This is a genomic window from Flavobacterium sp. Root901 (assembly GCF_001429765.1).
Classification (GTDB): Bacteria; Bacteroidota; Bacteroidia; order Flavobacteriales; family Flavobacteriaceae; genus Flavobacterium.
In genome coordinates this window covers 451559-476816 of sequence record NZ_LMJB01000001.1, presented here as the reverse complement: position 1 = coordinate 476816, position 25258 = coordinate 451559, and the positions used below count along the sequence as shown (strand labels likewise).

Below are 25258 nucleotides of genomic sequence, written 5' to 3'. Positions count from 1 at the left end.
TTAAAAAGATGACCATGAAAAAAAGCTGATTTGTCTTTGTCAGTGAAACTGAGATTTTCGAATCTAAAATTTCACACTCATGATAAAGCCAGTGCGAAAAGCAATGTTTTTTGAAATACTTGTTTTCTTCTCGATTTGATTGTTAAAATGATTTGGGGATTATTTATACAAAATACAATCGAAAACAATTCAAGTAAACAAATTACAAACTCTTCATCCGTTTTTTTCGGAGGAGAAAGGCAAAGAGGTTTTTTTATTAAGTATGTTAAATGTTAGAAGTGAAATATAATAAAGTTTTTCGACTGTTTCAAACCTGAAACCTGAAACAAGAAAAACCTGAAACAAAGATATTATGATTAAAAGAATTAAAATCGAAGGTTACCAAGTAGGTTTGGTTTTCGAAAACAGAAAATTAGTAAAAGTAGTAGAAGAAGGTTGGTACTGGATTTTTGGAGACAAAAATGTGATGATCTATGATATGAATGCCATTTTTCACGCCCCTTTTGAATTAAACATTTTATTACAGAATGAAGTTTTAGCTTCAATGCTTGAAGTTGTTGAGGTTGCCGATAACGAGATTGTTTTACATTTCGTAAACGGAAACTTTAAAGGAACGCTGACTCCGGGAAGACATCCTTTCTGGAAAGGGATTGTAAAAAACGAATTCAAAAAAGCAGATCTTTCTAAAATTGAAATTACTGAAGGTATTCCGGTAAATTTATTGGAACATAATCAATTGAAATACTTTGTTAGAAAATTTATTGTAGCAAGCAACGACAAAGCTTTGCTGTTTGTGAACGGAACTTTCGTTAAAGAATTGAAATCCGGAACGCACTACTTTTGGAACAACTCTATTACAATTGAGGTAAAAACGATTGATATGAGACAACAGCAAGTAGAAATTTCCGGACAGGAATTATTGACTAAAGATAAAGCAGGATTAAGAATCAACTTTTTTGTGAAATATCAGGTTGTTGATATTATGAAAGCTTTGATCGAAAACAAGGATTTCGAAAAACAATTGTACGTTTTAATGCAGCTGGCTTTAAGAGCATTTATAGGAGGTTTGACCTTAGATGAATTATTAAGCAAAAAAGATACAATTGCAACTGAAATCTTAGCAGAAGTTACTTCTAAAACAAATGATTTAGGTTTGGTAATTTTCGATGCGGGAATCAGAGATGTAATCTTACCAGGTGATATGAAAGAAATTATGAATCAGGTTTTAGTTGCCGAGAAAAAAGCACAGGCTAACAGTATTATGAGAAGAGAAGAAACCGCTGCAACAAGAAGTTTATTAAACACAGCGAAGCTGATGGAAGAAAACGAAATGTTGTGGAAATTGAAAGAGATGGAATACGTAGAGAAAATTGCTGATAGAATTGGAGAAATCACGATTTCAGGAAGCGGAAACGTAATCAGTCAATTGAAGGAAATCTTCGTTAAATAAGGAAACTGCCAGTGACTCTGGTGGTTTTATAATTAATTATAAAATTTAAACAAAAAATGAAAACTACAGATAAAATTATTATTATCGATTTAGAAGCCACATGCTGGCAGGGCGCGGTTCCGAAAGGCCAGCAAAATGAAATTATAGAAATCGGATTAGCGGTTTTAGATTCGGAAACGGGACAAATTACCAAAAATAAAGGCATTTTAATCAAGCCTCAGCGTTCCAGTGTGAGTCCGTTTTGTACTGAATTGACTACTATAACTCAGGATTTACTGGATAAAAATGGAGTAAGTTTTGAAGAAGCTGTTAACGACTTAATCGACGAATATAATCCGGATTTATACACTTGGGCAAGTTACGGTCAGTACGATCTGAATATGCTGAAAAAACAGTGTAAATCGTTTGGGGTTCAATATCCAATGGGCGATGAGCATATTAATGTAAAAGAGCATTTTGCCGAAAAGTTTGGTTTACAAAAACCAACCGGAATGAATGGTGCTTTGCAATTGCTGAATATTCCATTGGAAGGAACGCATCACCGCGGAATAGACGACGCCAAAAACATTGCGAAGATTTTGCATTGGTGCCTTCATAACTAATTAAAAAAGGCTGTCTTATTAAGACAGCCTTTTCATTTGGTTAAAATTATTTTGATTAATTGTTTCCGTAGATTTTAGCGTAAAGATCTTTATAGATTTCTTTAATGATTTTACGTTTTAATTTTAGAGTAGGAGTCAGCTGTCCGCCATCTATAGACCAAACGTCCGGAGTAAGTTCAAAACGTTTGATTTGTTCCCAGTGTCCAAATTTTTTGTTGATGGATTCTACTTCTTCATCAATACGTTTTTTTACTTCAGAGTTTGAAGCAATTTCAGCATTAGAATTTCCTAAAGTAATTTTATGGATTTTAGCCCATTCTTTTACAAATTCAAAATTCGGCTGTATAAAAGCTGCAGGCATTTTTTCGCCTTCACCAATAACCATAATCTGCTCAATAAAACGGGATTGTTTCATGGCATTTTCTATCATTTGCGGAGCGATATATTTACCTCCTGATGTTTTGAACATTTCTTTTTTACGATCGGTAATTTTTAAGAAACCTTCGCTGTCAATTTCTCCAATATCCCCTGTATGGAAATAACCATCCTGAAGAGCTTCAGCTGTTTTTTCGGGATCTTTATAGTAACCCAGCATTACATTTGGTCCTTTACAAAGAATTTCTCCGTCTTCGGCAATTTTTACCTCAATATTACGAATTGGTTTTCCAACCGTTCCAATTTTAAAACCTCTGTTTCTCTGATCGTTCACGGCAATTACCGGAGAAGTTTCAGATAAGCCGTAACCTTCCATAACCGGAATTTCTGCAGCAGCAAAAACACGGGTTAAGCGAGGCTGTAAGGCAGCACTTCCGGAAACCATTAAATCTAAATTTCCGCCCAAACCTTCTTTCCATTTACTGAAAATAAGTTTGCGGGCAATTTTTAATTGGAACTCATACCAAAAGCCATTTGCTCCGTATGGTTCATATTTTAAACCTAAATCAATAGCCCAGAAAAATAATTTTTTCTTAATGCCGGTTAATTCAGTTCCTTTTGCGTAAATTTTATCGTAAACTTTTTCCAAAAGTCTTGGTACAGCTGTAATAACTGTTGGACGAACTTCTTTTAAGTTATCACTGATTTTATCAATCGATTCTCCAAAATAAACCGAAACACCATAATATTGATAAATGTATAAAATCATTCTTTCAAAAATATGACAGATAGGAAGGAAGCTCAAAGCAGAACTTTTTCCCGGATCAAACGGAATTCTTGGTGCACTGTCTAAAACATTCGAAACAATATTTTGATGCGAAAGCATAACACCTTTAGGTTTTCCTGTAGTTCCTGAAGTATAAATAATGGTTGCTAAATCATCTGTTTTGATGCTTTCTTTTCTGGCATCTACTTCATTTTGATTGCTTTGGTCTTCACCTGCCAATAATAAATCAGACCAGTGTTTACAGCCCGGAATTTCATTAAAAGAATACACTTCTTTTAAAGTAGGAACATTAGCTCTAATGGCTTGTACTTTTTGATAAACCTCATCATCAGAAACAAAGCAGTAAATACTTCCGCTGTGGTTTAAAATATATTCGTAATCTTCCTCAGCAATGGTTGGGTAAATTGGAACATTCTGCGCACCAGTCTGCAAAATACCAATATCCATTATATTCCATTCGGTTCTGTTATTAGAAGTGATTAAGGCAATTTTATCATCTTTTTGAACACCCATACGCAATAAAGCTCTCGAAACGGCATTAGCTTTTGCAATATATTCTTCGGTGGATGTTTTTTCCCAGACTCCATTTTTTTTGGTTGCAAGAGCAGCAGGAAGGTTATAAGTTTCTTGTTGATAATAGGGAAAATCAAAAAGGCGTGTGATTGAAACCATGTTTAATATATTGAATTTTACTGCAAATTAAATAAAATTTAGGTACGATTTTTTATTTTATGGAATTTTATGGGAAAATTTACAGAGACTTTTAAAAATCAACGAAATCGTTTTCTTTTTTGTAGTAAATTTTCTTAAAAAGCGAGAAATATTTAATCTGCAGGGTATTTTTAAAAGGATTATTGTACGTTATAATCTTCGTATTCTTTTACCCGTTCTCCCATTAAGAACATTTTTTTCTTGGCAAAATGAATCGAAAACTGAGAATAAAACCACTCTTCGCTATCATTTGGTCTGTACCAAAATGTAAAAGACTTACTGTTGAATCCTTCCTTAAAAATTGGAGTTCCCTCTTCTGTACATTCAATTCCCCAGTTGATTTTCTGCTTGCTTAAATCATCTGCCTGTATAGAACCTGTTCCGTCAGGATTTAGAATAGTAACAGGCTGTTTAAGGCCAATAGGAGCATAAGTTCCCTGAACAGGATAACCAATATTAGTTGTAATGTAACGCTCTTTTGAGTTATGAGTAATTACATTTACTTCAACTTGTGAATATGATTTTGAGGCAATAAAAAATAACGTAATAAGGAATAAATGTACGGCTTTCATTTCTATGATAGGTTTAAAATGTTTTTGGCATTATAAAATCAGCGGCAGATTTTATGTAGCGAATATAACGTAAATTTTAATTAAAAAAGAAGATTTGCTCCAACTAATAAATACCGTGTTTTTCCCCTTTCAAAAACAGTATAAAGCCTTGTTCATTTGGATTATGCATCTTTTATTTTTACCGAAATAAATGCGGAAGCCGAAAAGCCGACAGAGTAGGCATTAACTAAATTAAAAATTATGGAAACTGATTTCTATTTAGCAGCGGGCTGGCGCAGAACAAAATACCCAGGCTGGTGGAATCGTTTTTGGAGAAGTCCTCCGCCGCCTCCGGATCCGGGACACTGGTGGGCCATCGCCTTAATTGTAATTGGTTTGACTGCGGGAGCAGCCGGCGGATTATTCTTCAGGAATGCAATTGCAGAAAATCATTTTTTTGCAGGTCAAAACACAATTTCCTCCGGGTTATTTGCTTTTGGTACGGCCAATGTCGTAACCGGAATTGCATCAGCACTCAAAGGCTGAAAATAAAAAAAATGCCACGACTTAGGGATAGCGTCGAGGCATTTTTTTTTTAGTATTTAACCATTAAGGTATTAAGTTAATTAAGATTTAAACTTAATTTTTTAATGGAAATGATGATATAAAATCACATTAAGAAATGAAAAACTTAATCTCTTAATGGTAGAAATAGATTAGTTTTTCTCAATCCATTTTCTGGCATTAACAAAAGCCTCATGCCAAGGCGAAACTTCATCATTTCTGTCTTTTGGATAATGCGCCCAGTTCCATTGGAAAGTCGAACGCTCAATGTGAGGCATCATAACCAAATGTCTTCCGGTTTTGTCACACATCATTGCCGTGTTGTAATCAGAACCGTTAGGGTTTGCAGGATATCCTTCGTAAGCATATTTAGAAACGATGTTATAGTTTTCTTCTGCAAGAGGTAATTTAAATTTACCTTCTCCGTGAGAAACCCAAACTCCTAAAGTACTTCCTGCCAAAGTAGAAAGCATAACCGAATTATTTTCCTGAACTTTTACAGAGGTAAAGATACTTTCGTGTTTCTGGCTTTCGTTATGAAGCATTTTTCCGTGAACTTCATGCTCTGGATTAATCACTTCTAATTCCATAAACAACTGACAGCCATTACAGATTCCGACAGATAAAGTGTCTTCTCTTTTGAAGAAATTATCCAAAGCTGTTTTTGCTTTTTCGTTGTATAAGAAAGCTCCGGCCCAGCCTTTTGCAGAACCTAAAACATCTGAATTAGAGAAACCTCCAACTGCTCCGATAAACTGAATATCTTCTAAAGTTTCACGACCAGAAATTAAATCCGTCATGTGAACGTCTTTTACATCAAAACCTGCTAAGTACATAGCATTTGCCATTTCACGCTCAGAATTACTTCCTTTTTCGCGGATAATTGCTGCTTTTGGACGTGGTTTAGAGTTGTCGATTTCTGGTTTTTTTCCTGTAAAATGAGCAGGGAAAGTATAATTTAAAACCTGATTTTTATAATTTTCAAAACGTGCCTGAGCTCTTCCGTTTTTAGATTGTTTCTGATCTAATAAATATGAAGTTTCGAACCAGATGTCTCTATATTTTGCAATATCCAAATTGTAAATTCCAAATTCCAAACTTGCAGTTTCCTGAACTGAACCTAATTTGAAGAATTCGATAGTGTTTGCTTTTAATTTAGCTTCAACCGCTGCATCTGATTTTGCCTGGAATACGATTCCGATGTTTTCTGCAAAAAGGATTTTCAATAAGTCTTTTTCCGCGAAAGCGCTGAAATCAATTTTTGCTCCAAGATTTACATCAGCAAAACACATTTCTAATAAAGTAGTGATTAAACCACCGCTTCCGATATCATGTCCGGCTAAAATCTGGCTTTCGCCGATTAATTCCTGAATCGTGTTAAAAGCATTTTTGAAGAAAGAAGCGTCTTTAATGGTAGACGTTTCGTTTCCGATTGTATTTCTGATTTGTGCAAAAGAGGAACCTCCAAGTTTGAAATCATCCTGAGACAAATTGATATAATAAATTGATTCTCCGTTTTTCTGTAAAACCGGTTCAACTACTTTTCTAATATCTGTACAATTTCCTCCTGCAGAAATAATAACCGTTCCCGGTGCAATTACTTCGTCATTTGGATATTTTTGTTTCATCGAAAGTGAATCTTTTCCTGTCGGAATATTGATTCCCAATTCGATTGCAAATTCAGAACAGCCTTCAACAGCTGCGTACAAACGAGCGTCTTCACCTTCGTTTTTACAAGCCCACATCCAGTTTGCAGAAAGAGAAATTCCTTTTATTCCGTCTTTAATTGGAGCCCAGATAATGTTTGATAAAGATTCTGCAATCGCATTTCTGGATCCCGCAACAGGATCAATCAAAGCCGCGATAGGAGCGTGCCCGATAGAAGTTGCAATTCCTTCTTTTCCTAAATAATCCAAAGCCATTACACCAACATTGTTTAATGGCAATTGTAACGGACCTGCATTTTGTTGTTTTGCTACTTTTCCTCCAACACAACGGTCAACCTTATTCGTTAACCAGTCTTTTGAAGCAACCGCTTCTAAACGTAAAACGTCTTTTAAATAACTTTCAAAATCATTTGCTGAGTACGAAACGTCAGCGTATTTTCTGTCGATTGTTTTGTCGGTCATTACCGTTTTTGGAGAACTTCCAAAGAAATCTTCCAAAGCATAATCCATAGGTTTTGAACCATTTGAATGTGACTGGAAAGTAAAACGGTGATCGCCTGTTACATCTCCAACCTGATACATTGGTGAACGCTCTCTGTCTGCAATTCTTTGTAAAGTATCGATATCTTTTTGACCAATAACCAATCCCATTCTTTCCTGAGATTCGTTACCGATAATTTCTTTTGCAGAAAGAGTAGGGTCACCAACCGGTAATTTATCCAAATCGATTAAACCTCCGGTTTCTTCCACCAATTCAGAAAGACAGTTTAAGTGTCCGCCCGCACCGTGATCGTGAATCGAAACAATTGGATTATTGTCGCTTTCTACCAAACCACGAATCGCGTTTGCAGCACGTTTTTGCATTTCCGGATTCGAACGCTGAATGGCATTTAATTCGATTCCTGAGCCAAAAGCTCCTGTATCTGCAGACGAAACCGCAGCACCACCCATTCCGATTCTATAATTTTCGCCACCCAGAATTACGATTTTATCGCCTTCTTGTGGTTTCTTTTTTATTGACTGATCTAATTTTCCGTAACCAATTCCACCCGCCTGCATGATTACTTTATCGTAACCTACTTTACGGTTGTTTTCTTCGTGTTCAAAAGTTAAAACAGAACCTGTAATAAGCGGCTGTCCAAATTTATTTCCAAAATCAGAAGCTCCGTTTGAAGCTTTGATCAAAATGTCCATTGGAGTCTGGTACAACCATTTTCTTTCTTCAACAGCGTTTTCCCATTTTCTGTCGTCCTGAGCGGAGTCGAAGGATTTCAAACGAGAATATGAAGTCATGTAAACTGCAGTTCCGGCTAATGGCAGAGAACCTTGTCCTCCGGCTAAACGGTCACGAATTTCTCCTCCGGAACCTGTTGCTGCTCCGTTGAAAGGTTCAACTGTTGTTGGGAAATTGTGTGTTTCGGCTTTTAATGAGATAACCGAATCAAATTCTTTTATTTCGTAAAAATCTGGTTTGTCAGCAGATTTTGGTGCAAATTGCTGCACTTTTGGTCCTTTTACAAAAGCAACGTTGTCTTTGTATGCAGACACAATATCGTTAGGATTTTCCTGTGATGTTTTTTTGATTAATTTGAAAAGAGAAGTCTCTTTTTCTTCACCGTCAATCACAAAAGTTCCGTTGAAAATTTTGTGACGGCAGTGTTCTGAATTCGCTTGTGAGAAAGCAAAAATCTCAGAATCAGTTAGTTTTCTTCCAAGTTTAGTAGAAAGGTTGTTTAAGTAATCTACTTCTTCTTCGCTTAAAGCTAAACCTTCAACTTTGTTGTAAGTGGCAATATCATCAATTTCCAGAATTGGTTCCGGCTGAATGTTGATTGTAAAAATCTCCTGATCTAATTGATTGAATTTTTGGAAAAGCATTGGATCAAAATCGGTAAAATCTTCCGCAGCCGGAAAAAATTCTTCAATTCTGATAATGCCCGGAATACCCATATTTTGAGTGATTTCTACAGCATTTGTACTCCATGGTGTGATCATAGTGGCGCGTGGACCAACAAAAAAATCCGTCAGTGCGGATTTTTCGATCTTATTAGAGTCGGCAAAAAGCCAGTTTAATTTTGAAATGTCTTGAGCTGAAATTTCGTTTTGCGTTTGTACGGCAAAAACAGTTTTGCTTTGGTTTTCAAAGAAATGGATCATTGTGATGTGTAGTTTGTTGTATTGAGCTGCAAATTTAATGTAAATAAATAGTAAGCGCAAATTTGATAACAAACTCTTTTGAAAAAAGGGTATTTTTTCGCCATCTGTAAAGGTGCACAGCAGTGCATCTTTTGATACGCAGGGTTTTCTCGCAAAAATATATTTAATCTCGCAAAGACGCTAAGACGCAAAGTTTTTGTTTCATGCAGATTTGGCAGATTTAATTTGCTAGGGTTACTGATAAATCGGTATCAATGTTTTGTAGAGGCGCACAGCAGTGCGTCTTCTCGTATGCAGAGTTTTTGTTTCACGCAGATTTGGCAGATTGAACAGATTTGATTGGTAGAGTTTTTAAAAATCTGTGTCAATTAATTTTTAAGTTTCTTATCTGTTTTTATCTGCCAAATGCGTGAAAAAAATATTTAGTTGATTACTATCTTTTTAAATGTAGTTTTTGAATCTTTTTCGATTTTGACGAAATAAATTCCGCTCGAAAGATGACTTACAGATACTACAGAATCTGTTGTGTTTTGTTTTTCGAAAACTTTTTGACCTGAAAAAGAGAAAATTTCTATTGAATAAAGAGAATTAGAATTGTCTAAAACAATATTAAAAATTCCATTAGAAGGATTCGGGAAAACAACAATTTCATCTGAAAGTTCCACAACTTTCTCTTGAATTGGTCTGCTGATTTTGCTCGCTAAATTATTGCAGGTATCAGTTGTATACGAATCCCATTGCGAACTCAAATTGAAAGTGGTACTTGGAGACGTCACAGTCGATTTTCTTCTTAAAGTAACATCAATAGCAAAATTTGCAGTTCCGCCGTTAAAAGTCCCGATGATGTCAATTAAAACGCCATTTTTAAATAAACCTACAGCATCATTTCCGTTAAAAGTCAATTCGGTTGCTGTTGTCGAAATGTTGGCCGCGCTTGTAGAAAAACAAGTTGAAGAAATAGAACTGTTTACAATCACAAATTTACTTCCTGTAGTCAATGTTCCGCTTAAAGGCAAACCTGTACTCCAGGATCCGGCACCATTGGTTTGTTTTTTAATAGTGTAGGCAGATAAACTAACAGAATTTCCGGTATTATTGGCAATTTCTAAAGCTTTGTTATTTCCTGATCCTTCGATATATTCAGAGAAAATTAAATCTGTTGCAGTCCCTGTTCCGCTGCTGTTTGTTGTAACAGAAATAGTATTGCTTGAAGCAGAAGCATTTCCGGCAGCATCTTTTGCTTTTACATAAATAGAATACGCTGTAGAAGCTGTTAAGCCAGTAATTGTAGCTGTAACGCCAGATACAGTTGTTTTTAAAACGCTATTCGCATAAACATCATAACCTGTTACGCCAACATTATCTGTCGAAGCATTCCACGAAAGTGTAATGGAAGATGCTGTTTTTGAAGTCGACGCCAAACTTGTCGGCGCACTTGGAGCTGTAGTATCTCCGGATCCGGAAGTTCCGCCCCAGATTTGATTCACATATTCAGGATGATCGATATAAGGATTTCTATTGCCTTGTCGGGCATAAACTGCATTGTTTCTTGCAATTTCTCTCGCACTTACCGGATCTTGTGCATTCCACGCTAAAAGCATGTTCAGGAAAGCAGTTGTAAACACTTGGCTGCTGGTACCATTAAACATTGCATAAGAATATCCGGAAACTGTATTTTCGTAACGTGTTGCAAAATAAAAATACATTCTGGCAATGTCACCTTTAAACGCATTAATAGGTTCAAAAACAGTTCCTGAATATCCGGAAACAGAACTTGATCCTAATTTGCTTCCGTTTTGAGAAGTATAAGTTGCAGAAGCTACTGTTCCATGAGGATAGTTCGAACGTATTCCGTTTACTTTCCCGTCGGTTGGAGTTATAAAATGTGCATCGGCAACCATTGGTGACTGCTCATTAAAAACAGATTGCGGAATAATATGTTCTCTGTTGTAGCAATCGCCTTCAGCAGAATAATTGCCGCATCTCTGTGTACTTCCTGTACTGTAATTATATGGATCTGTTCCTGATGGATTTTCAGAATACATGTCTAATACAGTTCCGTCGTTTTCATAAAAATTGTCAACATCAGAAGTCTGGTAAGTAGTATATAGACCTGCATAACCGTTATCTGTATGTCCTTTAATAATGTTATACAATTGAGTTTTTAAAGTATAACCAGTTCCGGTCGCGGTATTGTAATAACCGGACGGAATTTGGGCAAAGCCCATCGTAACACACAGCAATAACAGCAAAAAGTAGTTTTTTTTCATAAAATAGGGGTTTTAAGTTTTTGTTCTAATACTATTTTAAAGTTCTGAATTTTAGAATCTTAAACGAGTATTGTAGCAAATCTATTACTTTTATGAATACGAAACGTTAAGTGATGTTTAATTTTTAGGTATATTTTCTTACTGATGGTTTTTTAATTGAATCAATCTCGCATAGACATGAAGCTGCAAAGTATCTGAAAAATTGAGTTTAAAATTTAATCAAATTTTTTCGGCATATAGATAATTCTAATATGAAGTAAATGTGCCGTTCGGCACATAAAATCGGTAGCATATGGATTTAAAATTCGCTGGCGTGCCGTAGGTACGCAATAAGATAATATCGCGTACCTACGGCACAGTTAATTATTCTCCATTTATGTTTTTCTACCGATATTTAGTGCCTAACGGCACTGATTTTATACAGAAGAACTATTTTCTAACGGACTTTTTATATGATTTAAAAATTTTACTTCGGAAAATCTTTACTCTGATAAGCACCCAAATCAGGCGGAGAAGTTCTTGTAATTCCTAAAATATCCAGTGGAATTATATAGGCCGGATTCCCTTTCGCGAAAGCGGATGAAGTTTTGTCAATATTCAACTGGTTTTTAGAAACATTAAAATACTTCGGATTTTCATTCAGAATAATGTTATTGTAATGTTCTGTATCTGTTTTAAATTGATAATCAGGATTTGATGTAGTGCCAAATTTCAAAAGGCAATTGTTTAATTGATAAACAAAAGCAGCACTTGTATTTTTTTCTAAATTGAATTCATTCGTACTCGAACCATAAATAATACAATTATTAAAAATCGCCTGCGTCAAAGGATTTGTTTCCGGAACTGCTCCGGCTAAACTATTACTTAAATTCACTGCAAAATGCGAACTGCTTTGCCAGCTGTTATTAAAAGTACAATGTGTAAAACTGTAATTTCCACCATACACACAAGATAAACCTGCAATTCCGGCATAATTAATTACGATATTTTCACCGTTGATGTGAGCATTTTGGGCTAAAATTCCATATTCAACACAATTGTAAATCTGTGTATTTTTGATTTCAATTGTATTTAACGGATTTTTAAAATCTAAACCAACAACGGCATTTTTTAAAGTCAAATGAATAATAGTGTGATTGGTGCTTCCGTTTGCGAAAAGTACAGATTTCCATTGTCCGGGAATATTATCATACAGCGATTCGAGACGATCGCCTTCAAAAATAACTTCATTTTCGAGTTTATCTGTTGTCGAAGCGGTTCCGTTAATTTCGAGCGTGGCTTTATCACCAACATATAAACCGGAATTGGTATGAAAATGAACTCTCGCGCCGGCTTCAAAAGTTACGGTTTTATTTTCAGGAACTCCTGCATATCCGTAAATTACATATGGTTTTTGTTTGGTAAAAATAAGTTCGTTTCCATTTTCAGGATCATTTTCATCGAGATAAAATCCGTCTGTATCTTTGCCTTCAATTTTGATTTTTTCTTTAGTGCCGTCAGCATTTTGTTTTGGAAATAAAAACACCGCATCCTGAATCAAGGTTACCAAAGCGACTTGCTGAAGATTGGCGCCGCTGTCAAACTGAATTTCATCGGTATACAAAAAATCAGTAGGATTTGCATCTGTAATATCTGCCGTCGTTTCTATAAAAATATAAAGACTGTCTTTCGCCAAAAGCGTAACATCTTTAAAAATCTTTCCGTTGTTACCGCTCATTCCGTCAACCGTCATTCGGTATTTTGAATTTAAACCTTTTTTAAGCTGTACAATTGGGATTGAAATATCGTTTTTACTTCGGTTGTAAACTTTTAGCTGATAAGTACTTGAGCCGATATTTTTAAAAACAGTATCTAAATAAACGGTGTCTTTTGAAAACTTTAAATCTCCGGTACTGGCAACGGTATCAAAATCAGTTCGGCAGGAACTAAAAGCTAGAATTATTCCGAAAATAAAGAGAGCAAAGTATCGACGCATATTTGTTTTGTTTTTTAGCCACTCCCGATAGCTATCGGGATAAAAGGATTAAAAAGATTTTTTTGCCACGAATTTCACAAATTTTCACAAATTAAAATTCGCGGAAATTTGTGATTGTGTATTTTTAAATCCTTTTAATCTGTGCAATCTGTGGCAAAAAAAAACTTCCGGCCAAAGATTGATTTTTAATTGTTTTTGTAAAAATAGCAAAAAACTTACATGTTTAAAGTTCGATTTTAATTTTCGCAGAGGATTTTTCAATTTGTGTTATTATCTTCTTTAATTTTACGATTTTAAAGACCATTTTAATGAATTATACAAAAGAACAAATTTTGGCGTACTGCAATGAGTTTTCTAAAAACACTTTGATGGAAACGCTGAAAATAGAATATATCGACGCTGGAGAAGATTTTCTGACAGCCAAAATGCCCGTAAATCCAAGCGTTCATCAGCCAATGGGGTTACTGCACGGAGGTGCTTCTGTTGCTTTGGCAGAAAGTGTAGGGAGCGCAGCTTCGCACTTTTTTATTAATGCAAAAGAACAGGAAGTCCGCGGAATCGAAATCTCTGCAAATCATTTAAAAAGTATTCGCGAAGGAGAGGTTTTTGGTACAGCCAGAATTATTCACAAAGGAAGAAGTCTTCATTTATGGGAAATTAAAATTACGGATGAAGCCGGAAATTTGATTTCGCTTTGTAAACTGACGAATATTGTTTTAGAAAAGAAGAAAACAGAATAAGGAAATGAATAATTTTTTCTCTAAAACTAAAAAACACTACGATCAGAATTTACCTTTTGTAATTTATTCGAAACCTAATACTTCAACTGTTTTTGGGCTTTTACAGCAAAATGGTACTTTGTATAAAATTACGGATTATAGTGAAAAAGGATTTGTTTTTGCTTCTTTTGATGAAAAACAACTTGTATTAATTCCTGAAAATGAATCTGAAATTATTACTGCCGAAAAAGAAATTACTGCTTTTGAAACAACAGAAATTGAGGATTTAAATTTTGATGCAGCTGCTAAAAGCCAATATGAAGATTTGGTTTCAAAAGGAATTCAGGCCATTAAAAATGAAGAATTCAAAAAAGTAGTTTTATCAAGAAGTGAAAAAACAGTACTTTCTGAGTTTGACTTTATCAATACTTTTCAGCATTTGATTCAATTATATCCTGCAACTTTTTGTTACTGTTTCTTTCATCCTGAAATTGGATTTTGGATGGGGGCAACGCCGGAACAATTGCTGAAAGCAAACGGAAATGTTTTTGAAACAACAGCTTTGGCCGGAACCCAAAAAGCGAATTTGGAAACCGAAATCCGCTGGGAACAGAAAGAAAAAGACGAACAGCAATATGTTACGGATTTTATTGTAAAACGCTTACGCGAAGTAGCCAATTCGGTTGTTGTAACAGAACCTTACAGTTTAAAAGCAGGTTCAATCTGGCATATTAAAACAGATATTTCTGGAGTATTAAATGAAAATTCAACTTTGGAACAAGTTATCGATACGCTTCATCCAACTCCTGCTGTGTGTGGACTTCCAAAGAAAAAGGCAAAAGCTTTTATCATAGAAAATGAAAATTACGACAGAACCTTTTATACGGGTTTTTTGGGAGAATTAAACAGCAGTTTTGCAGGAACCCAGACAAGTTCTGATTTATTCGTAAATTTACGAAGCATGCAGATTCAGGATAAAACAGCCATTTTATATATGGGATGCGGCATTACCAAAGAAAGTATTCCTGAAAAAGAATGGGAGGAAAGTGTCAATAAATCGATGACGATGAAAAGAGTTTTATGAGTTTATCAGTTTTCAGTCGCAGTCTCAGTTTTCAGTTTCGGTACTAAGAAAACTTTGTCAAAGTTATTGAGACTGAAAACTGAGACTGAAAACTGCGACTGAAAACTGCGACTGAAAACTTAAAGCAAAACAAAAAAGAAAAACAAAAAAAAAAAATGAAATTAGATATACTAGCTTTTGGCGCACATCCGGATGATGTAGAATTGGGTTGTGCCGGAACAATTTTAAAAGAAGTTTCTCTGGGGAAAAAAGTTGGGATTGTTGACTTAACACGCGGTGAGTTAGGTACACGCGGAACAGCTGAAACCAGAGATGAAGAAGCAAAAGCTGCTGCAAAGATTTTAGGAGTTGTGGTTCGGGAGAATTTAGGTCTTCGTGACGGATTTTTTGTAAACGATGAAAAGCATCAATTGGAGGTCATTAAAATGATTCGAAAGTACAAGCCTGAAATTGTACTGTGCAATGCTATTGATGATCGCCATATCGATCACGGAAAAGGAAGCAAATTGGTTTCTGACGCTTGCTTTTTATCCGGTTTAATGAAAATTGAAACTTCAATTGATGGAGAAAACCAGGAAGCCTGGAGGCCGAAAGTAGTCTATCACTACATTCAGTGGAAAAATCTTACTCCGGATTTTGTAGTTGATATTACCGGTTTTGAGAAAAAGAAAGTTGAAGCGATTTCCGCTTATAAAACACAGTTTTATGATCCGAATTCAAAAGAACCCGCTACGCCAATTACGAGTAAAAACTTTTTCGAAAGTTTAAATTATCGTGCTCAGGACTTAGGAAGATTAGTTGGGAAAGATTTTGCAGAAGGTTTTACTGTTGAAAGGTGTTTGGCAGTCAATAGCTTAGAAAATTTGATGTAAATTTTTCATTTTTTTCTTTGTAGAAGTAAACCTTTGTTATATATTTGCACTCGCTAAGCAAAAATGGTGGTTGTAGCTCAGCTGGTTAGAGTAGCGGTTTGTGGTGCCGCGGGTCGCCGGTTCGAACCCGGTCAGCCACCCAGATTTAAAGCCTTGAAGAAATTCAAGGCTTTTTTTGTGGCCAAAAAAAAGTAAATTCCAAATTTTTAAAAAAATTCCAAATTCCAATTCCTGTATAGTGTGTGTCATTTCTCCTTCGGAGTAAATTATAAAGGATTTTGGATTTAAATATTAGATTTTAAAAATTAAAAAGCACAACTGAAAAGTTGTGCTTTTTTGGTGGTTATTATATTTGGCTTATTGTATTTTCAAATTTCTTCAAATGTGGTGCCTTGTTTTATATCTCCGGTTTTAAAACCTTTTTTAAACCAGTACATTCTTTGTTCTGATGTTCCGTGAGTAAAAGAATCGGGAACAATTTGTCCCTGCATTTTACTCTGAATTGCGTCGTCTCCAACAGCGTTTGCAGCACTTAAAGCTTCTTCTATATCACCTTCATCTAAATTTTGCTGATTGTAGTGAGCCCATACTCCTGCATAAAAATCGGCTTGAAGTTCTAAAGCAACCGAAAGTTTATTGGCTTCGGCCTGACTTTTTCCTTCCTGTTCCTGATGCATTTTTTCAGATGTTCCTAGTAAGGTCTGAACGTGATGTCCAATTTCATGTGCAATAACATATGCAATGGCAAAATCACCGCCTTTAGCACCAAATTTTGTTTTTAGTTCTTCGAAGAAATCAAGATCCATATACACTTTTTGATCTGCAGGACAATAAAACGGACCTGACGCAGAAGATGCTCCGCCGCAGGCAGTTTGAACAGAACCTCTAAAAAGCACTAATTTTGGGTTTTTATACGTCATTCCGTGTTCGCTGAATATCTTTCCCCAAATATCTTCGTTATCAGCAAGATTTACACGAACAAAATCTCCGAGCTCTTTATCTTCTTTACTCAATGGTGCAGCTGCTTCGGTTTGGGTTTGTCCGCCTTGAAGTTGTTCTAATGCAGATCCTACCGTTTGACCGGTTTCACCTCCAAAAACATTCAGCAACAAAATAATAATACCAATAACACCGCCTCCAACGGCTACTTTTCCTCCAGAAACTCCTCTTCTGTCTTCAACATTATCACTTTGTCTTCTTCCTAACCATTTCATTGTAAAGTATATTTAAGCTTTTTATGTTTTTTCTTGTACGAATTTATACAAATTTTGGGAATATGTTATGATTTAAGTTGATTAGTTTTAATTATTTTAACCATTTTACCAAAGTTTCTTCGACAGTGCCTTTCATAATTGGTTTCGAAATATAATCATCCATTCCGGCAGAAATGCATTTATTGCGTTCTTCTTTTTCAGCTCCCGCAGTTACGGCAATTATGGGAATATTTTTTCCTGTAATAGTATTTCTAATCGCTTTTGTGGTTTCGTAACCGTTCATAATTGGCATTTGAATATCCATAAAAACAAGTGTTGGATTAATGCTTTCAAATTGTTTTACGGCTTCATAACCATTTTCACATTCATAAATAAAAGCATTATTGTAGAGATTTTTTACAATAGTTTTTAAAAGGAGCATATTTACTTTATTATCTTCTACAATCAGGAATCGAATATTTTTGTTATTTGTTTCAATATTATTATCAATAGGTGAGACCAGGTTTTTTAATTCGTTATTGTATTTCTCATTGATGCTCTGATTGCTGGTTTTTAAGTTTAAATCAAAGAAAAAATTACTTCCTTCGCCAATTTTGCTTTCAAGCTGCAAGCGGCTTTCCATTAAAGCCAAAAGCTGATTTGATATGGTTAATCCTAAACCGGTTCCTCCAAATTTTCTTGTTGTAGAGCTGTCTGCCTGAGAGAAAGCTTTAAAAATCTTCTTCTGATTTTTCTCCATAATTCCAATTCCAGTATCAATTACAGAAAAACGAATTGTACAATTGTTATTCTTGTTTTTTGCCAAAACAGAAACATTCAATTTTATGGAACCTTCGTTGGTAAATTTTACAGCATTTGAAAGCAGGTTAATCAGGATTTGTTTTATCCTGACAATATCAGTCCAGATATATTTTGGAACATCCTGATCGACATTTAGTTCCAGCTGCAGATTTTTTTGATTGGACTCAAAAACGATCAAATCGAAAACCTGACCCAGTACTTTTTTAATATCATATAAATCAATAAAAAGCTCTAGTTTTCCCGCTTCAATTTTAGAAAAATCAAGAATATCATTGATAATCTCCAGCAGTGAATGAGCTGATTGATTAATGGTTGTCATGTATTTTTCCTGAATTTCCTCCAGTTCCGTTTTCATGAGTAAATGCGTGAAACCTATGATTCCATTTAATGGAGTCCTGATTTCATGCGACATATTAGCAAGAAAATCCGATTTTGACTTATTGGCCGCTTCTGCTAATTGTTTGGCTTTAATAGCGTCTTCAGTTTCTTTTTTATTGGTAATGTCAAAGTAAATTCCTCCCACAAATTCAATTTCGTCGCCTTTTTTAATCACGTCTCCAAATTCTTCTACCCAAATATATTCTCCGGTTTTTCTTTTAATTCGGTAAACATTATGCAGAGGAATACCGTTTTGAAGGTTATCTATTTGGTTGTTGATCACTTCGTCGCGGTCTTCATTATGGATCAGTGATAGGAATGAAAGGTTGTTTTCAATAAACTCCGCTTTTGAATATCCGGTTAAATTCTGGATTTCGTCATTTAGGAAAATTTTAGTTGAAAAAGCATCAAATTTCGACAAATAAACAGTTCCCGGAATATTATTGGCTATTAGTTTAAACTTTTCTTCACTTTCAATAATCTTACTTTCGTTTCGGTTTCTTTCTAATGCCGATGAGATATTATTGGCCAGAACCTGAAAAATGTAAACTTCTTCTTCAGACCATTTTCGTTCTTTACTGCAGTCATCAAAGCCAATAAATCCCGTAAAAATATCATTGATATACAGCGGTAAAATTAAAATTGATTTTATTTCATTATCAATCAGTAATTGTTTGAAAAATTTATTTTCGAGTTTTCGCGTATAAGTATTTACAATTCGTTTGTTTTTTGCGGCTTCAAAAATTTCTTTCAGATTCTCTTCTGTCATGTGGCGCAGAGGTGTAATTTGATGCGGAATCCCTTTTCTGGACCATTTGTATTTTTGCACAACAGTATTGGAGGTAAAGTCTCTTTCATAATAAAACATGTGATCTGCCTTAGAAGCTCTTCCAATTAAATCGTATGTTTCCTGAAACATTTGTTCTGTAGACTTGCTCAGCAAAAATTTCTCTGTACAAAGTGAAAGTGCCGATAAAAGCTGACTTTTAAATTCCAGGCGGCGTTCTGTTTCCAGACGCATCTGCATTGAAATGGCAAGAGAAATAACGTCTGAAATTGTTCTGGCATAATTAATATCTTCATTGTCCCATTCTCTTTTCTCTTCGGTATTTTCAAAACAAACTACTCCTGCGAGTTTTCCGCTTAAAAATATCGGAACATCAAGCATTGATTTTATTTTGTTTTTGGTAAAATAAAGGTTTTGAAACTCTGACGTTTCCAGTTTGTTAAAAACATCCGGAGCATTTATAATGGCCTTGTTTTTTAATGTTTCAAAATAAATGGGATACGATGCTTTGTCCAGAATGTTTTTGTCTGACAGGTTTTGATTATCAATGCTGTATAAATTTTTACAGGTAATAAGATCTTTATAATATTTCCAAAAACTAACCCGGTTTGATTTACTGACAGTCGAAGCTTCTTTTATGATATAATCAATAACAGTGTTTAAATTGTCATAAGTGCTGAAATCTGTAGTTGATAATTTTTTGGTTGAATTATTATAAGCTTCAATTTTTTCCAGACGCCTTTTTTTCTCGTTTTCAGCGTTTTTAATTTCGGTAATATCTCTTGCGATTCCCGCAAAACCAATGGTTTGACCTAAATCATTTTTGCGAATGATAATTTTTTGCGAAATCCATAATTCCTGTCCGTTCTTCTTTAAAATTGGAAGTTCTATTATAGGAAATTTATTTCCGTTGCTTTCAAAATTTTCATAAAAATCAACTGCACCCATTGTATATTTTTCATGAATGAAATTTGAATAATGCTTTTGAATTATTTCATCTTCTGAATAACCCAAAAGTGAGTATGCAAATTCATTTACAAAAGTAAAATAGCCGTCGGCATCAACTTCAAAAATAATATCGGTTGCAGTCTGAATCAGGTTTTTATATTGGTCCTGTACTATAATCTGCTCCGTAACATCCTGGCCAATACTTATAATGAGATCATCAGAGAATTTTTTATCTTTCCACTGAATGTATTTGTATTCTCCGTTTTTGGTTTTTAATTTTCGGGTATAAATTTTATTTTCTGCATGATGTGTCAAAGAAATATTTTTGTTGTATTCGTTTCCTTTTGTGAGTTTCCAGAAATTCAGTCCCATTACTTCTTCGGGCTGATAACCTAAAATAGAAGTTATAGTCTCACTGCAAAATAGTATTTCGCCTTTTTGGTCTGTTGCAATTGTTAGTGAGTTTCCTTTATGGACAATTTCGTTGGCAAACCTGAAGTTGTCCCGATTGTTTTGTAAAACGGCATATTTAACCTGATTGATAATGAAAATCAGAATGCAGAAATTAATCAGTAAAATAGAAGATTTTACAGGAATTAATTGAAATACAACTGTTAATGTTAGAAATGTAAAAACTGCTGCCACAAAAATCCAGTAAATTTTTATTGGTTTTAAAATATTGTATGAAAAGAAAAAGGAGATTAAAAAAACAATAACAGGTACAACATCATCATTAAAAGCAAGAATGTTATAACATACATAAGTCATGTAAATGAAGAAGCCAAAAATAAAAATCTGCTGGATTTTATCTCTCAGTTCTTTTATTTTATCAGTAATTATATAACAAATAAGGACAGCAAAACCAATTGAAACGTTTTGAATTAATAAGCTCTTTGGCCTGATTTTGAAAATTTCATTAATAATTTCGATTACAATTACCGCAATACCAAAAAACAAAATATAAAGCTGATATTCTCTTCCTGCTGTATCTGCTTCTTTCTTTTTTTCAATGAAATTTCCAATTTTAGCCTTAATTCGGAAAAACTGATAAACGAGTAAACCCAAAAAGCCAAATAAAGACAGGCCAAGAATAATAAATTTTGGATTATTGTAAAAAATGATATCTGAATTGAAAACGTACCAGTTTGTCATAATTGATTTCAGGGTATTACCATAATTGGCAATTCCTGAAACCAATAGATTGAAAAAACTATAGTTTTCTACCATAGATTTTGAGCGTAATTTGGTTTAGTAAAAATAGTTTAAAATTCTAATAAAGAGTTGGTTAGGCTCTTGTTGATATTAGAATTCAGTTTTTTATTCTAAATCCGATCTTCCAATTGAATCAATAGGATCTCGTTTTTCTTCATCATCAAAAATTGAAAAATAAGCAGCATAAGTTATAGAAGTATTAAATACAGCCGTAAAAAATATTCCGACTACACAAACCACAACACCTACGACTGAGCCAATATAGCCTATTATAAAAAGCCCAAAAATTGTTAAAGGGTTTTTGCTCACAAGAATTATACTTGATTTTATCGCATCAAAAACACTTAGGTTTCCAAAAACAATTAATGGAATTGTAAAAAAAGTAAAATACGAAATGAATAATGACAATGCAGATCCTAAATAACTAACTCCAAGGGTTTCTAAAAGATAATTAATTCCAGTACTTACAACTCCCAAAATAAAAGCAGCAGAAAATAATGGAAATACATAGGGTGGGTTGTAATAACTGAAAATGGATGAAAAATTAAATTTCTGATCCTTATCTGCATATTGTGCCATTTTAAGAAAACCGGCACCAAAAGGGGTAAATAAAGCCGTTATAAATGTAATTGAAATTGTCAGGATTAGAAATTCAGTCGATGCAGTATCCTGATTTCCCAAAAGTTTTACAAGGTTATCAGACAAGCCCTTTAAATCGCCGTAAATTGTTCCTAATAAAGTAAATAGTATAAAGAAAACAATTGTAAGGATTAACATTATTATCCCAGAGTAAACAGCTATTTTTTTATAGTTTTCAAAAGCGTAATTAAAAACATTAGAAAAATCTATCGAATAGCCATCTTTTTTGATGTCCTCAATTTGTTCAGGTGTAGATTTCATTTTAAAAAGTAGAGTTGTATTATATTCTTAGTCTTAATAATTGTTGACGTAAATATAATATTTAAAATCAATTCCGTATAAAAATCTAAAAAACATTACGAAATTGTTTCTAATTTAAAGCCAGTCTAAAATGCGTTTTATTGAAGCCAGTTTATCCTTATAAGGTGCATATCTCATGGGCATATCGAGCCAGTTTGCCTTTTTTACCATCGGTTTATGGTGAGAAAAAGTATCAAAGCTTAATTTACCATGATAAGCTCCGATTCCGCTGTGACCGACACCGCCAAAAGGCAGTCTTTTATTAGAAAAATGAACTACTGTATCGTTTATGCAGCCGCCTCCAAATGAATAATTTAGGATTAATTTTTTAGCAAATGATTTATTTTCACTAAAGATATAAAACGCGAGAGGTTTTTCGTACTTACTAATTACGTTATGTATATCAGATTCAGTTTCATAAGTCAAAATTGGTAAAATTGGTCCAAAGATTTCCTCTTTCATAACCGGGCTGTCTAAACTTGGATCTTCAATTAATGTTGGAGCAATATAAAGTTTATCGTGGTTGGTTTCTCCACCAAAAATTACTTTTTCCTTCTCAATCATCTGATCCAGGCGAACCCAGTTTTTAGTATTTATGATTCGGGCAAAATCTGGGGATTTGTCTATTTTTTTACCGTATGCTTTTACAATTTCTTCCATTAAAAATGAAACGAAATTAACTTTCATATTTTTTTGAATTAAAATATAATCAGGGGCAATGCAGGTTTGTCCGGCATTTATAAATTTTCCCCAGACGATTCTTTTTGCAGCTAATTTTAAGTTGGCAGTTTCATCGATAACACACGGATTTTTCCCGCCCAATTCTAATGTAACCGGAGTCAGGTTTTCAGCAGCAGCTTTTGCAACGATTTTTCCAACAGCAGCACTTCCGGTAAAAAAGATATAATCCCAGCGCTGTGCCAGTAATTTATTCGAAACTTCAACTCCGCCTTCAAAGACTTCAACGTGATTGATATGGAATGTTTTTTGTATTATTTTAGCAATAACAGAAGAGGTGTGAGGCGTAAGTTCTGATGGTTTTAAAACTACTCTGTTTCCGGCAGCGACTGCAGAAATTAACGGACATAAAGCCAATTGAAACGGATAATTCCACGGAGCAATTACTAAGACATTTCCGTAAGGCTCTTTGTAAATGTAATCTTTAGAAGGAAAATTCAGCAGGGATGGAAAAACACGTTTTCTTTTTGCCCAGGAATTAATATTTTTAATTGTGTCTTTTAATTCTGAAATGACATAATTTGTCTCGGTTAAAACAGCTTCAAATTCAGGTTTTTTAAAATCATCGTACAGCGCTTTTACAATTAAATCTTCGCTTTCCTGAATGTTATGTAATAACTTTTTGAGCGTTTCTTTTCTGTATCCAATGTCGTTTTTGAAATCCATTTTTTGATTAGCTTGTTTTTTAGGATATGCAAGTTAATCGATAAAAATTAAAAAATTAACAATTTAATCATAAAAATCATACGGCATTCCAAATCGTTTCGTCAGGAGTTGGGGCAATAATCGTAATATTTTCTTTGGATACCGGATGGACAAAAACCAGCTTTCTGGCATGAAGATGTATACCTCCATCAGGATTACTTCTGTCAGAGCCGTATTTTAAATCTCCTTTTATTGGTGAACCAATAGCAGATAATTGTGCACGAATTTGATGATGACGCCCCGTATGGAGATTGATTTCCAGGGCTGTATAATTTTGAAGTTCTTTTATAATTTTATAATCAAGACTGGCCAGTTTACTGTCCGGAACTTCTTTTAAATGTGCTTTTGATGTATTATTTTTTTCATTTCGTTTTAAATAATGAACCAGTTTTGCAGCTGCATCGGCTGGTTTATTCTTTACAACTGCCCAATACGTTTTTTGAGTTTCACGATTGCTGAACAATTCATTCATACGTGACAATGCTTTACTTGTTCTGGCAAAAACCACAATTCCGGTTGTGGGACGATCTAATCGGTGAATTACTCCCAAAAAAACATCGCCCGGTTTATTGTATTTGTCTTTGATATATTCTTTTACAATATCAGACAAAGGCTTATCACCTGTTTTATCACCTTGTACAATATCACCAACACGTTTATTAACCACAATAATGTGATTATCCTCATGTAATATCTGGAGATTATTTTTATCTGAAAGAATTTTCATTTTTATACTTGGGAATTTAGAATTCTGTTTTTAGATTAATTCCAATAGTTTATGTATTAGTCTAAAGCTTTTGAACATACTTAAAAATGAACCTCCAGCTAAAGCTGGAGGCAATTAAGATTTTTATAATTATAAAAAAAGCTTTTTAAATTTTTGCCCCTGAAAACTTAGAATCTCAGGAACTTAGAACCTTAGCATCTTGAAATTAATATTGCTCTCCAGCATTAGGAAAATCGCTGGATTTAACATCAGCAGCATACTGGCCGATTGCTTTTGTCATTTCTTCATAAAGATTTAAATAACGACGCAAGAAACGCGGGCTGAATTCATTATTCATTCCTAACATATCATGAATAACTAAAACCTGACCGTCAACGCCGCCTCCGGCACCAATTCCTATAACGGGAATTGAAATACTTTTTGCTACTTTTTCAGCCAGAGCTGCAGGGATTTTTTCAAGAACAACTCCAAAACAGCCTACTTTTTCAAGCATTTGGGCATCTTCGATCAATTTTTCAGCTTCTTGTTCTTCTTTTGCACGAACACTGTAAGTTCCAAATTTATAGATCGATTGAGGTGTTAAACCTAAATGTCCCATAACCGGAATACCGGCATTTAATATTTTTTTGATTGATTCTTTTATTTCTTTCCCGCCTTCTAATTTTACAGCATGTCCGCCGCTTTCTTTCATGATTCTGATAGCAGAACGCAAAGCTTCTTTTGGATCTGACTGGTAACTTCCGAAAGGTAAATCAACCACAACCAAACCTCTTTCTACAGCGCGGACTACAGATGAAGCGTGGTATATCATTTGATCTAAAGTAATTGGAAGCGTCGTTTCGTGACCAGCCATTACGTTTGAAGCAGAATCTCCTACTAAAATCACATCGACTCCGGCGGTATCAACAATTTTAGCCATTGTATAATCATACGCGGTAAGCATAGAGATTTTTTCTCCGTTGCTTTTCATTTCAATTAATGACTTTGTGGTGATTCTTTTATAATCTTTTTTTGCTACTGACATT

At 34.4% G+C, this 25258-nt stretch carries 17 protein-coding genes and 1 tRNA gene; 7 read left to right on the top strand and 11 right to left on the bottom strand.

Annotation, left to right across the window (positions count from 1 at the left end; all coding sequences use genetic code 11):
- Window positions 1-352 precede the first annotated feature (352 nt).
- Window positions 353-1450 carry a slipin family protein gene (locus ASE21_RS01835; protein WP_057120850.1) on the top strand — a complete coding sequence of 366 codons (1098 nt, stop codon included), beginning with the start codon at window positions 353-355 and terminating at the stop codon, window positions 1448-1450.
- Between the two features lie 56 nt (window positions 1451-1506).
- The gene (locus ASE21_RS01830; RefSeq protein WP_057120849.1) at window positions 1507-2052 is read left to right on the top strand and encodes a 3'-5' exonuclease; all 546 of its coding nucleotides are present in this window, start codon (window positions 1507-1509) and stop codon (window positions 2050-2052) included.
- Between the two features lie 55 nt (window positions 2053-2107).
- On the opposite strand, the gene ASE21_RS01825 is transcribed toward ASE21_RS01830, so the two are convergent.
- Window positions 2108-3886, bottom strand: coding sequence for an AMP-dependent synthetase/ligase (locus ASE21_RS01825; RefSeq protein WP_057120848.1), 1779 nt, complete (start codon window positions 3884-3886; stop codon window positions 2108-2110).
- Window positions 3887-4065: 179 nt separating this feature from the next.
- Window positions 4066-4497 carry a hypothetical protein gene (locus ASE21_RS01820; RefSeq protein ID WP_057120847.1) on the bottom strand — a complete coding sequence of 144 codons (432 nt, stop codon included), beginning with the start codon at window positions 4495-4497 and terminating at the stop codon, window positions 4066-4068.
- Window positions 4498-4737: 240 nt separating this feature from the next.
- Here ASE21_RS01820 and ASE21_RS01815 point away from each other — a divergent pair, with 240 nt between their 5' ends.
- Window positions 4738-5022, top strand: a complete 285-nt coding sequence (locus ASE21_RS01815) for a hypothetical protein (protein WP_057120846.1) — start codon at window positions 4738-4740, stop codon at window positions 5020-5022.
- A gap of 170 nt (window positions 5023-5192) precedes the next feature.
- Here ASE21_RS01815 and purL read toward each other — a convergent pair whose 3' ends face one another.
- The 3 genes from purL to ASE21_RS01800 form a co-directional block, all read right to left on the bottom strand.
- Window positions 5193-8864 (bottom strand): phosphoribosylformylglycinamidine synthase, encoded by a 3672-nt coding sequence (purL, locus tag ASE21_RS01810; RefSeq protein WP_057120845.1) that lies wholly within the window; start codon window positions 8862-8864, stop codon window positions 5193-5195.
- Between the two features lie 422 nt (window positions 8865-9286).
- Window positions 9287-11134, bottom strand: a complete 1848-nt coding sequence (locus tag ASE21_RS01805) for an endonuclease (protein ID WP_057120844.1) — start codon at window positions 11132-11134, stop codon at window positions 9287-9289.
- Between the two features lie 466 nt (window positions 11135-11600).
- Entirely contained in the window at window positions 11601-13109 is a 1509-nt protein-coding gene (locus ASE21_RS01800; RefSeq protein ID WP_057120843.1) for a hypothetical protein, read from the bottom strand.
- A gap of 308 nt (window positions 13110-13417) precedes the next feature.
- On the opposite strand from ASE21_RS01800, the gene ASE21_RS01795 reads away from it, so the two are divergent.
- The 4 genes from ASE21_RS01795 to ASE21_RS01780 all read left to right on the top strand — a co-directional run bounded on the left by ASE21_RS01795 (window position 13418) and on the right by ASE21_RS01780 (window position 15924).
- Window positions 13418-13849, top strand: coding sequence for a PaaI family thioesterase (locus tag ASE21_RS01795; RefSeq protein WP_057120842.1), 432 nt, complete (start codon window positions 13418-13420; stop codon window positions 13847-13849).
- Between the two features lie 4 nt (window positions 13850-13853).
- On the top strand, window positions 13854-14912 hold the full coding sequence (locus tag ASE21_RS01790) for a chorismate-binding protein (RefSeq protein WP_057120841.1): 1059 nt from the start codon (window positions 13854-13856) through the stop codon (window positions 14910-14912).
- A 155-nt stretch (window positions 14913-15067) separates the two neighbouring features.
- The gene (bshB1, locus tag ASE21_RS01785; RefSeq protein ID WP_057120840.1) at window positions 15068-15784 is read left to right on the top strand and encodes a bacillithiol biosynthesis deacetylase BshB1; all 717 of its coding nucleotides are present in this window, start codon (window positions 15068-15070) and stop codon (window positions 15782-15784) included.
- A gap of 66 nt (window positions 15785-15850) precedes the next feature.
- Window positions 15851-15924 (top strand) — tRNA-His (locus ASE21_RS01780).
- Window positions 15925-16152: 228 nt separating this feature from the next.
- Here ASE21_RS01780 and ASE21_RS01775 read toward each other — a convergent pair.
- The 6 genes from ASE21_RS01775 to panB form a co-directional block, all read right to left on the bottom strand.
- Complete coding sequence (locus tag ASE21_RS01775; RefSeq protein WP_057120839.1) at window positions 16153-16998, bottom strand: neutral zinc metallopeptidase; 846 nt, start codon at window positions 16996-16998, stop codon at window positions 16153-16155.
- Window positions 16999-17089: 91 nt separating this feature from the next.
- Entirely contained in the window at window positions 17090-21139 is a 4050-nt protein-coding gene (locus ASE21_RS01770; RefSeq protein WP_057120838.1) for a PAS domain S-box protein, read from the bottom strand.
- 90 nt (window positions 21140-21229) lie between these two features.
- A complete protein-coding gene (locus ASE21_RS01765; RefSeq protein ID WP_057120837.1) occupies window positions 21230-22024 on the bottom strand; it encodes a hypothetical protein in 795 nt (264 codons plus the stop codon).
- A 114-nt stretch (window positions 22025-22138) separates the two neighbouring features.
- Window positions 22139-23467: an aldehyde dehydrogenase gene (locus ASE21_RS01760; protein ID WP_057120836.1), complete on the bottom strand. Its 1329-nt coding sequence runs from the start codon at window positions 23465-23467 to the stop codon at window positions 22139-22141.
- A gap of 76 nt (window positions 23468-23543) precedes the next feature.
- Window positions 23544-24233, bottom strand: a complete 690-nt coding sequence (locus ASE21_RS01755) for an RluA family pseudouridine synthase (protein WP_057120835.1) — start codon at window positions 24231-24233, stop codon at window positions 23544-23546.
- Window positions 24234-24438: 205 nt separating this feature from the next.
- Window positions 24439-25257, bottom strand: a complete 819-nt coding sequence (gene panB / locus ASE21_RS01750) for a 3-methyl-2-oxobutanoate hydroxymethyltransferase (protein ID WP_057120834.1) — start codon at window positions 25255-25257, stop codon at window positions 24439-24441.
- Window position 25258: the final 1 nt, after the last annotated feature.

Excerpts from the sequence above, each read along its gene's own strand:
- ASE21_RS01835 (WP_057120850.1), top strand. The coding sequence starts at position 353 with ATGATTAAAAGAATTAAAATCGAAGGTTACCAAGTAGGTTTGGTTTTC.
- ASE21_RS01830 (WP_057120849.1), top strand. The coding sequence starts at position 1,507 with ATGAAAACTACAGATAAAATTATTATTATCGATTTAGAAGCCACATGC.
- ASE21_RS01825 (WP_057120848.1), bottom strand. The coding sequence starts at position 3,886 with ATGGTTTCAATCACACGCCTTTTTGATTTTCCCTATTATCAACAAGAA.
- ASE21_RS01820 (WP_057120847.1), bottom strand. The coding sequence starts at position 4,497 with ATGAAAGCCGTACATTTATTCCTTATTACGTTATTTTTTATTGCCTCA.
- ASE21_RS01815 (WP_057120846.1), top strand. The coding sequence starts at position 4,738 with ATGGAAACTGATTTCTATTTAGCAGCGGGCTGGCGCAGAACAAAATAC.
- purL (WP_057120845.1), bottom strand. The coding sequence starts at position 8,864 with ATGATCCATTTCTTTGAAAACCAAAGCAAAACTGTTTTTGCCGTACAA.
- ASE21_RS01805 (WP_057120844.1), bottom strand. The coding sequence starts at position 11,134 with ATGAAAAAAAACTACTTTTTGCTGTTATTGCTGTGTGTTACGATGGGC.
- ASE21_RS01800 (WP_057120843.1), bottom strand. The coding sequence starts at position 13,109 with ATGCGTCGATACTTTGCTCTCTTTATTTTCGGAATAATTCTAGCTTTT.
- ASE21_RS01795 (WP_057120842.1), top strand. The coding sequence starts at position 13,418 with ATGAATTATACAAAAGAACAAATTTTGGCGTACTGCAATGAGTTTTCT.
- ASE21_RS01790 (WP_057120841.1), top strand. The coding sequence starts at position 13,854 with ATGAATAATTTTTTCTCTAAAACTAAAAAACACTACGATCAGAATTTA.
- bshB1 (WP_057120840.1), top strand. The coding sequence starts at position 15,068 with ATGAAATTAGATATACTAGCTTTTGGCGCACATCCGGATGATGTAGAA.
- ASE21_RS01775 (WP_057120839.1), bottom strand. The coding sequence starts at position 16,998 with ATGAAATGGTTAGGAAGAAGACAAAGTGATAATGTTGAAGACAGAAGA.
- ASE21_RS01770 (WP_057120838.1), bottom strand. The coding sequence starts at position 21,139 with ATGGTAGAAAACTATAGTTTTTTCAATCTATTGGTTTCAGGAATTGCC.
- ASE21_RS01765 (WP_057120837.1), bottom strand. The coding sequence starts at position 22,024 with ATGAAATCTACACCTGAACAAATTGAGGACATCAAAAAAGATGGCTAT.
- ASE21_RS01760 (WP_057120836.1), bottom strand. The coding sequence starts at position 23,467 with ATGGATTTCAAAAACGACATTGGATACAGAAAAGAAACGCTCAAAAAG.
- ASE21_RS01755 (WP_057120835.1), bottom strand. The coding sequence starts at position 24,233 with ATGAAAATTCTTTCAGATAAAAATAATCTCCAGATATTACATGAGGAT.
- panB (WP_057120834.1), bottom strand. The coding sequence starts at position 25,257 with ATGTCAGTAGCAAAAAAAGATTATAAAAGAATCACCACAAAGTCATTA.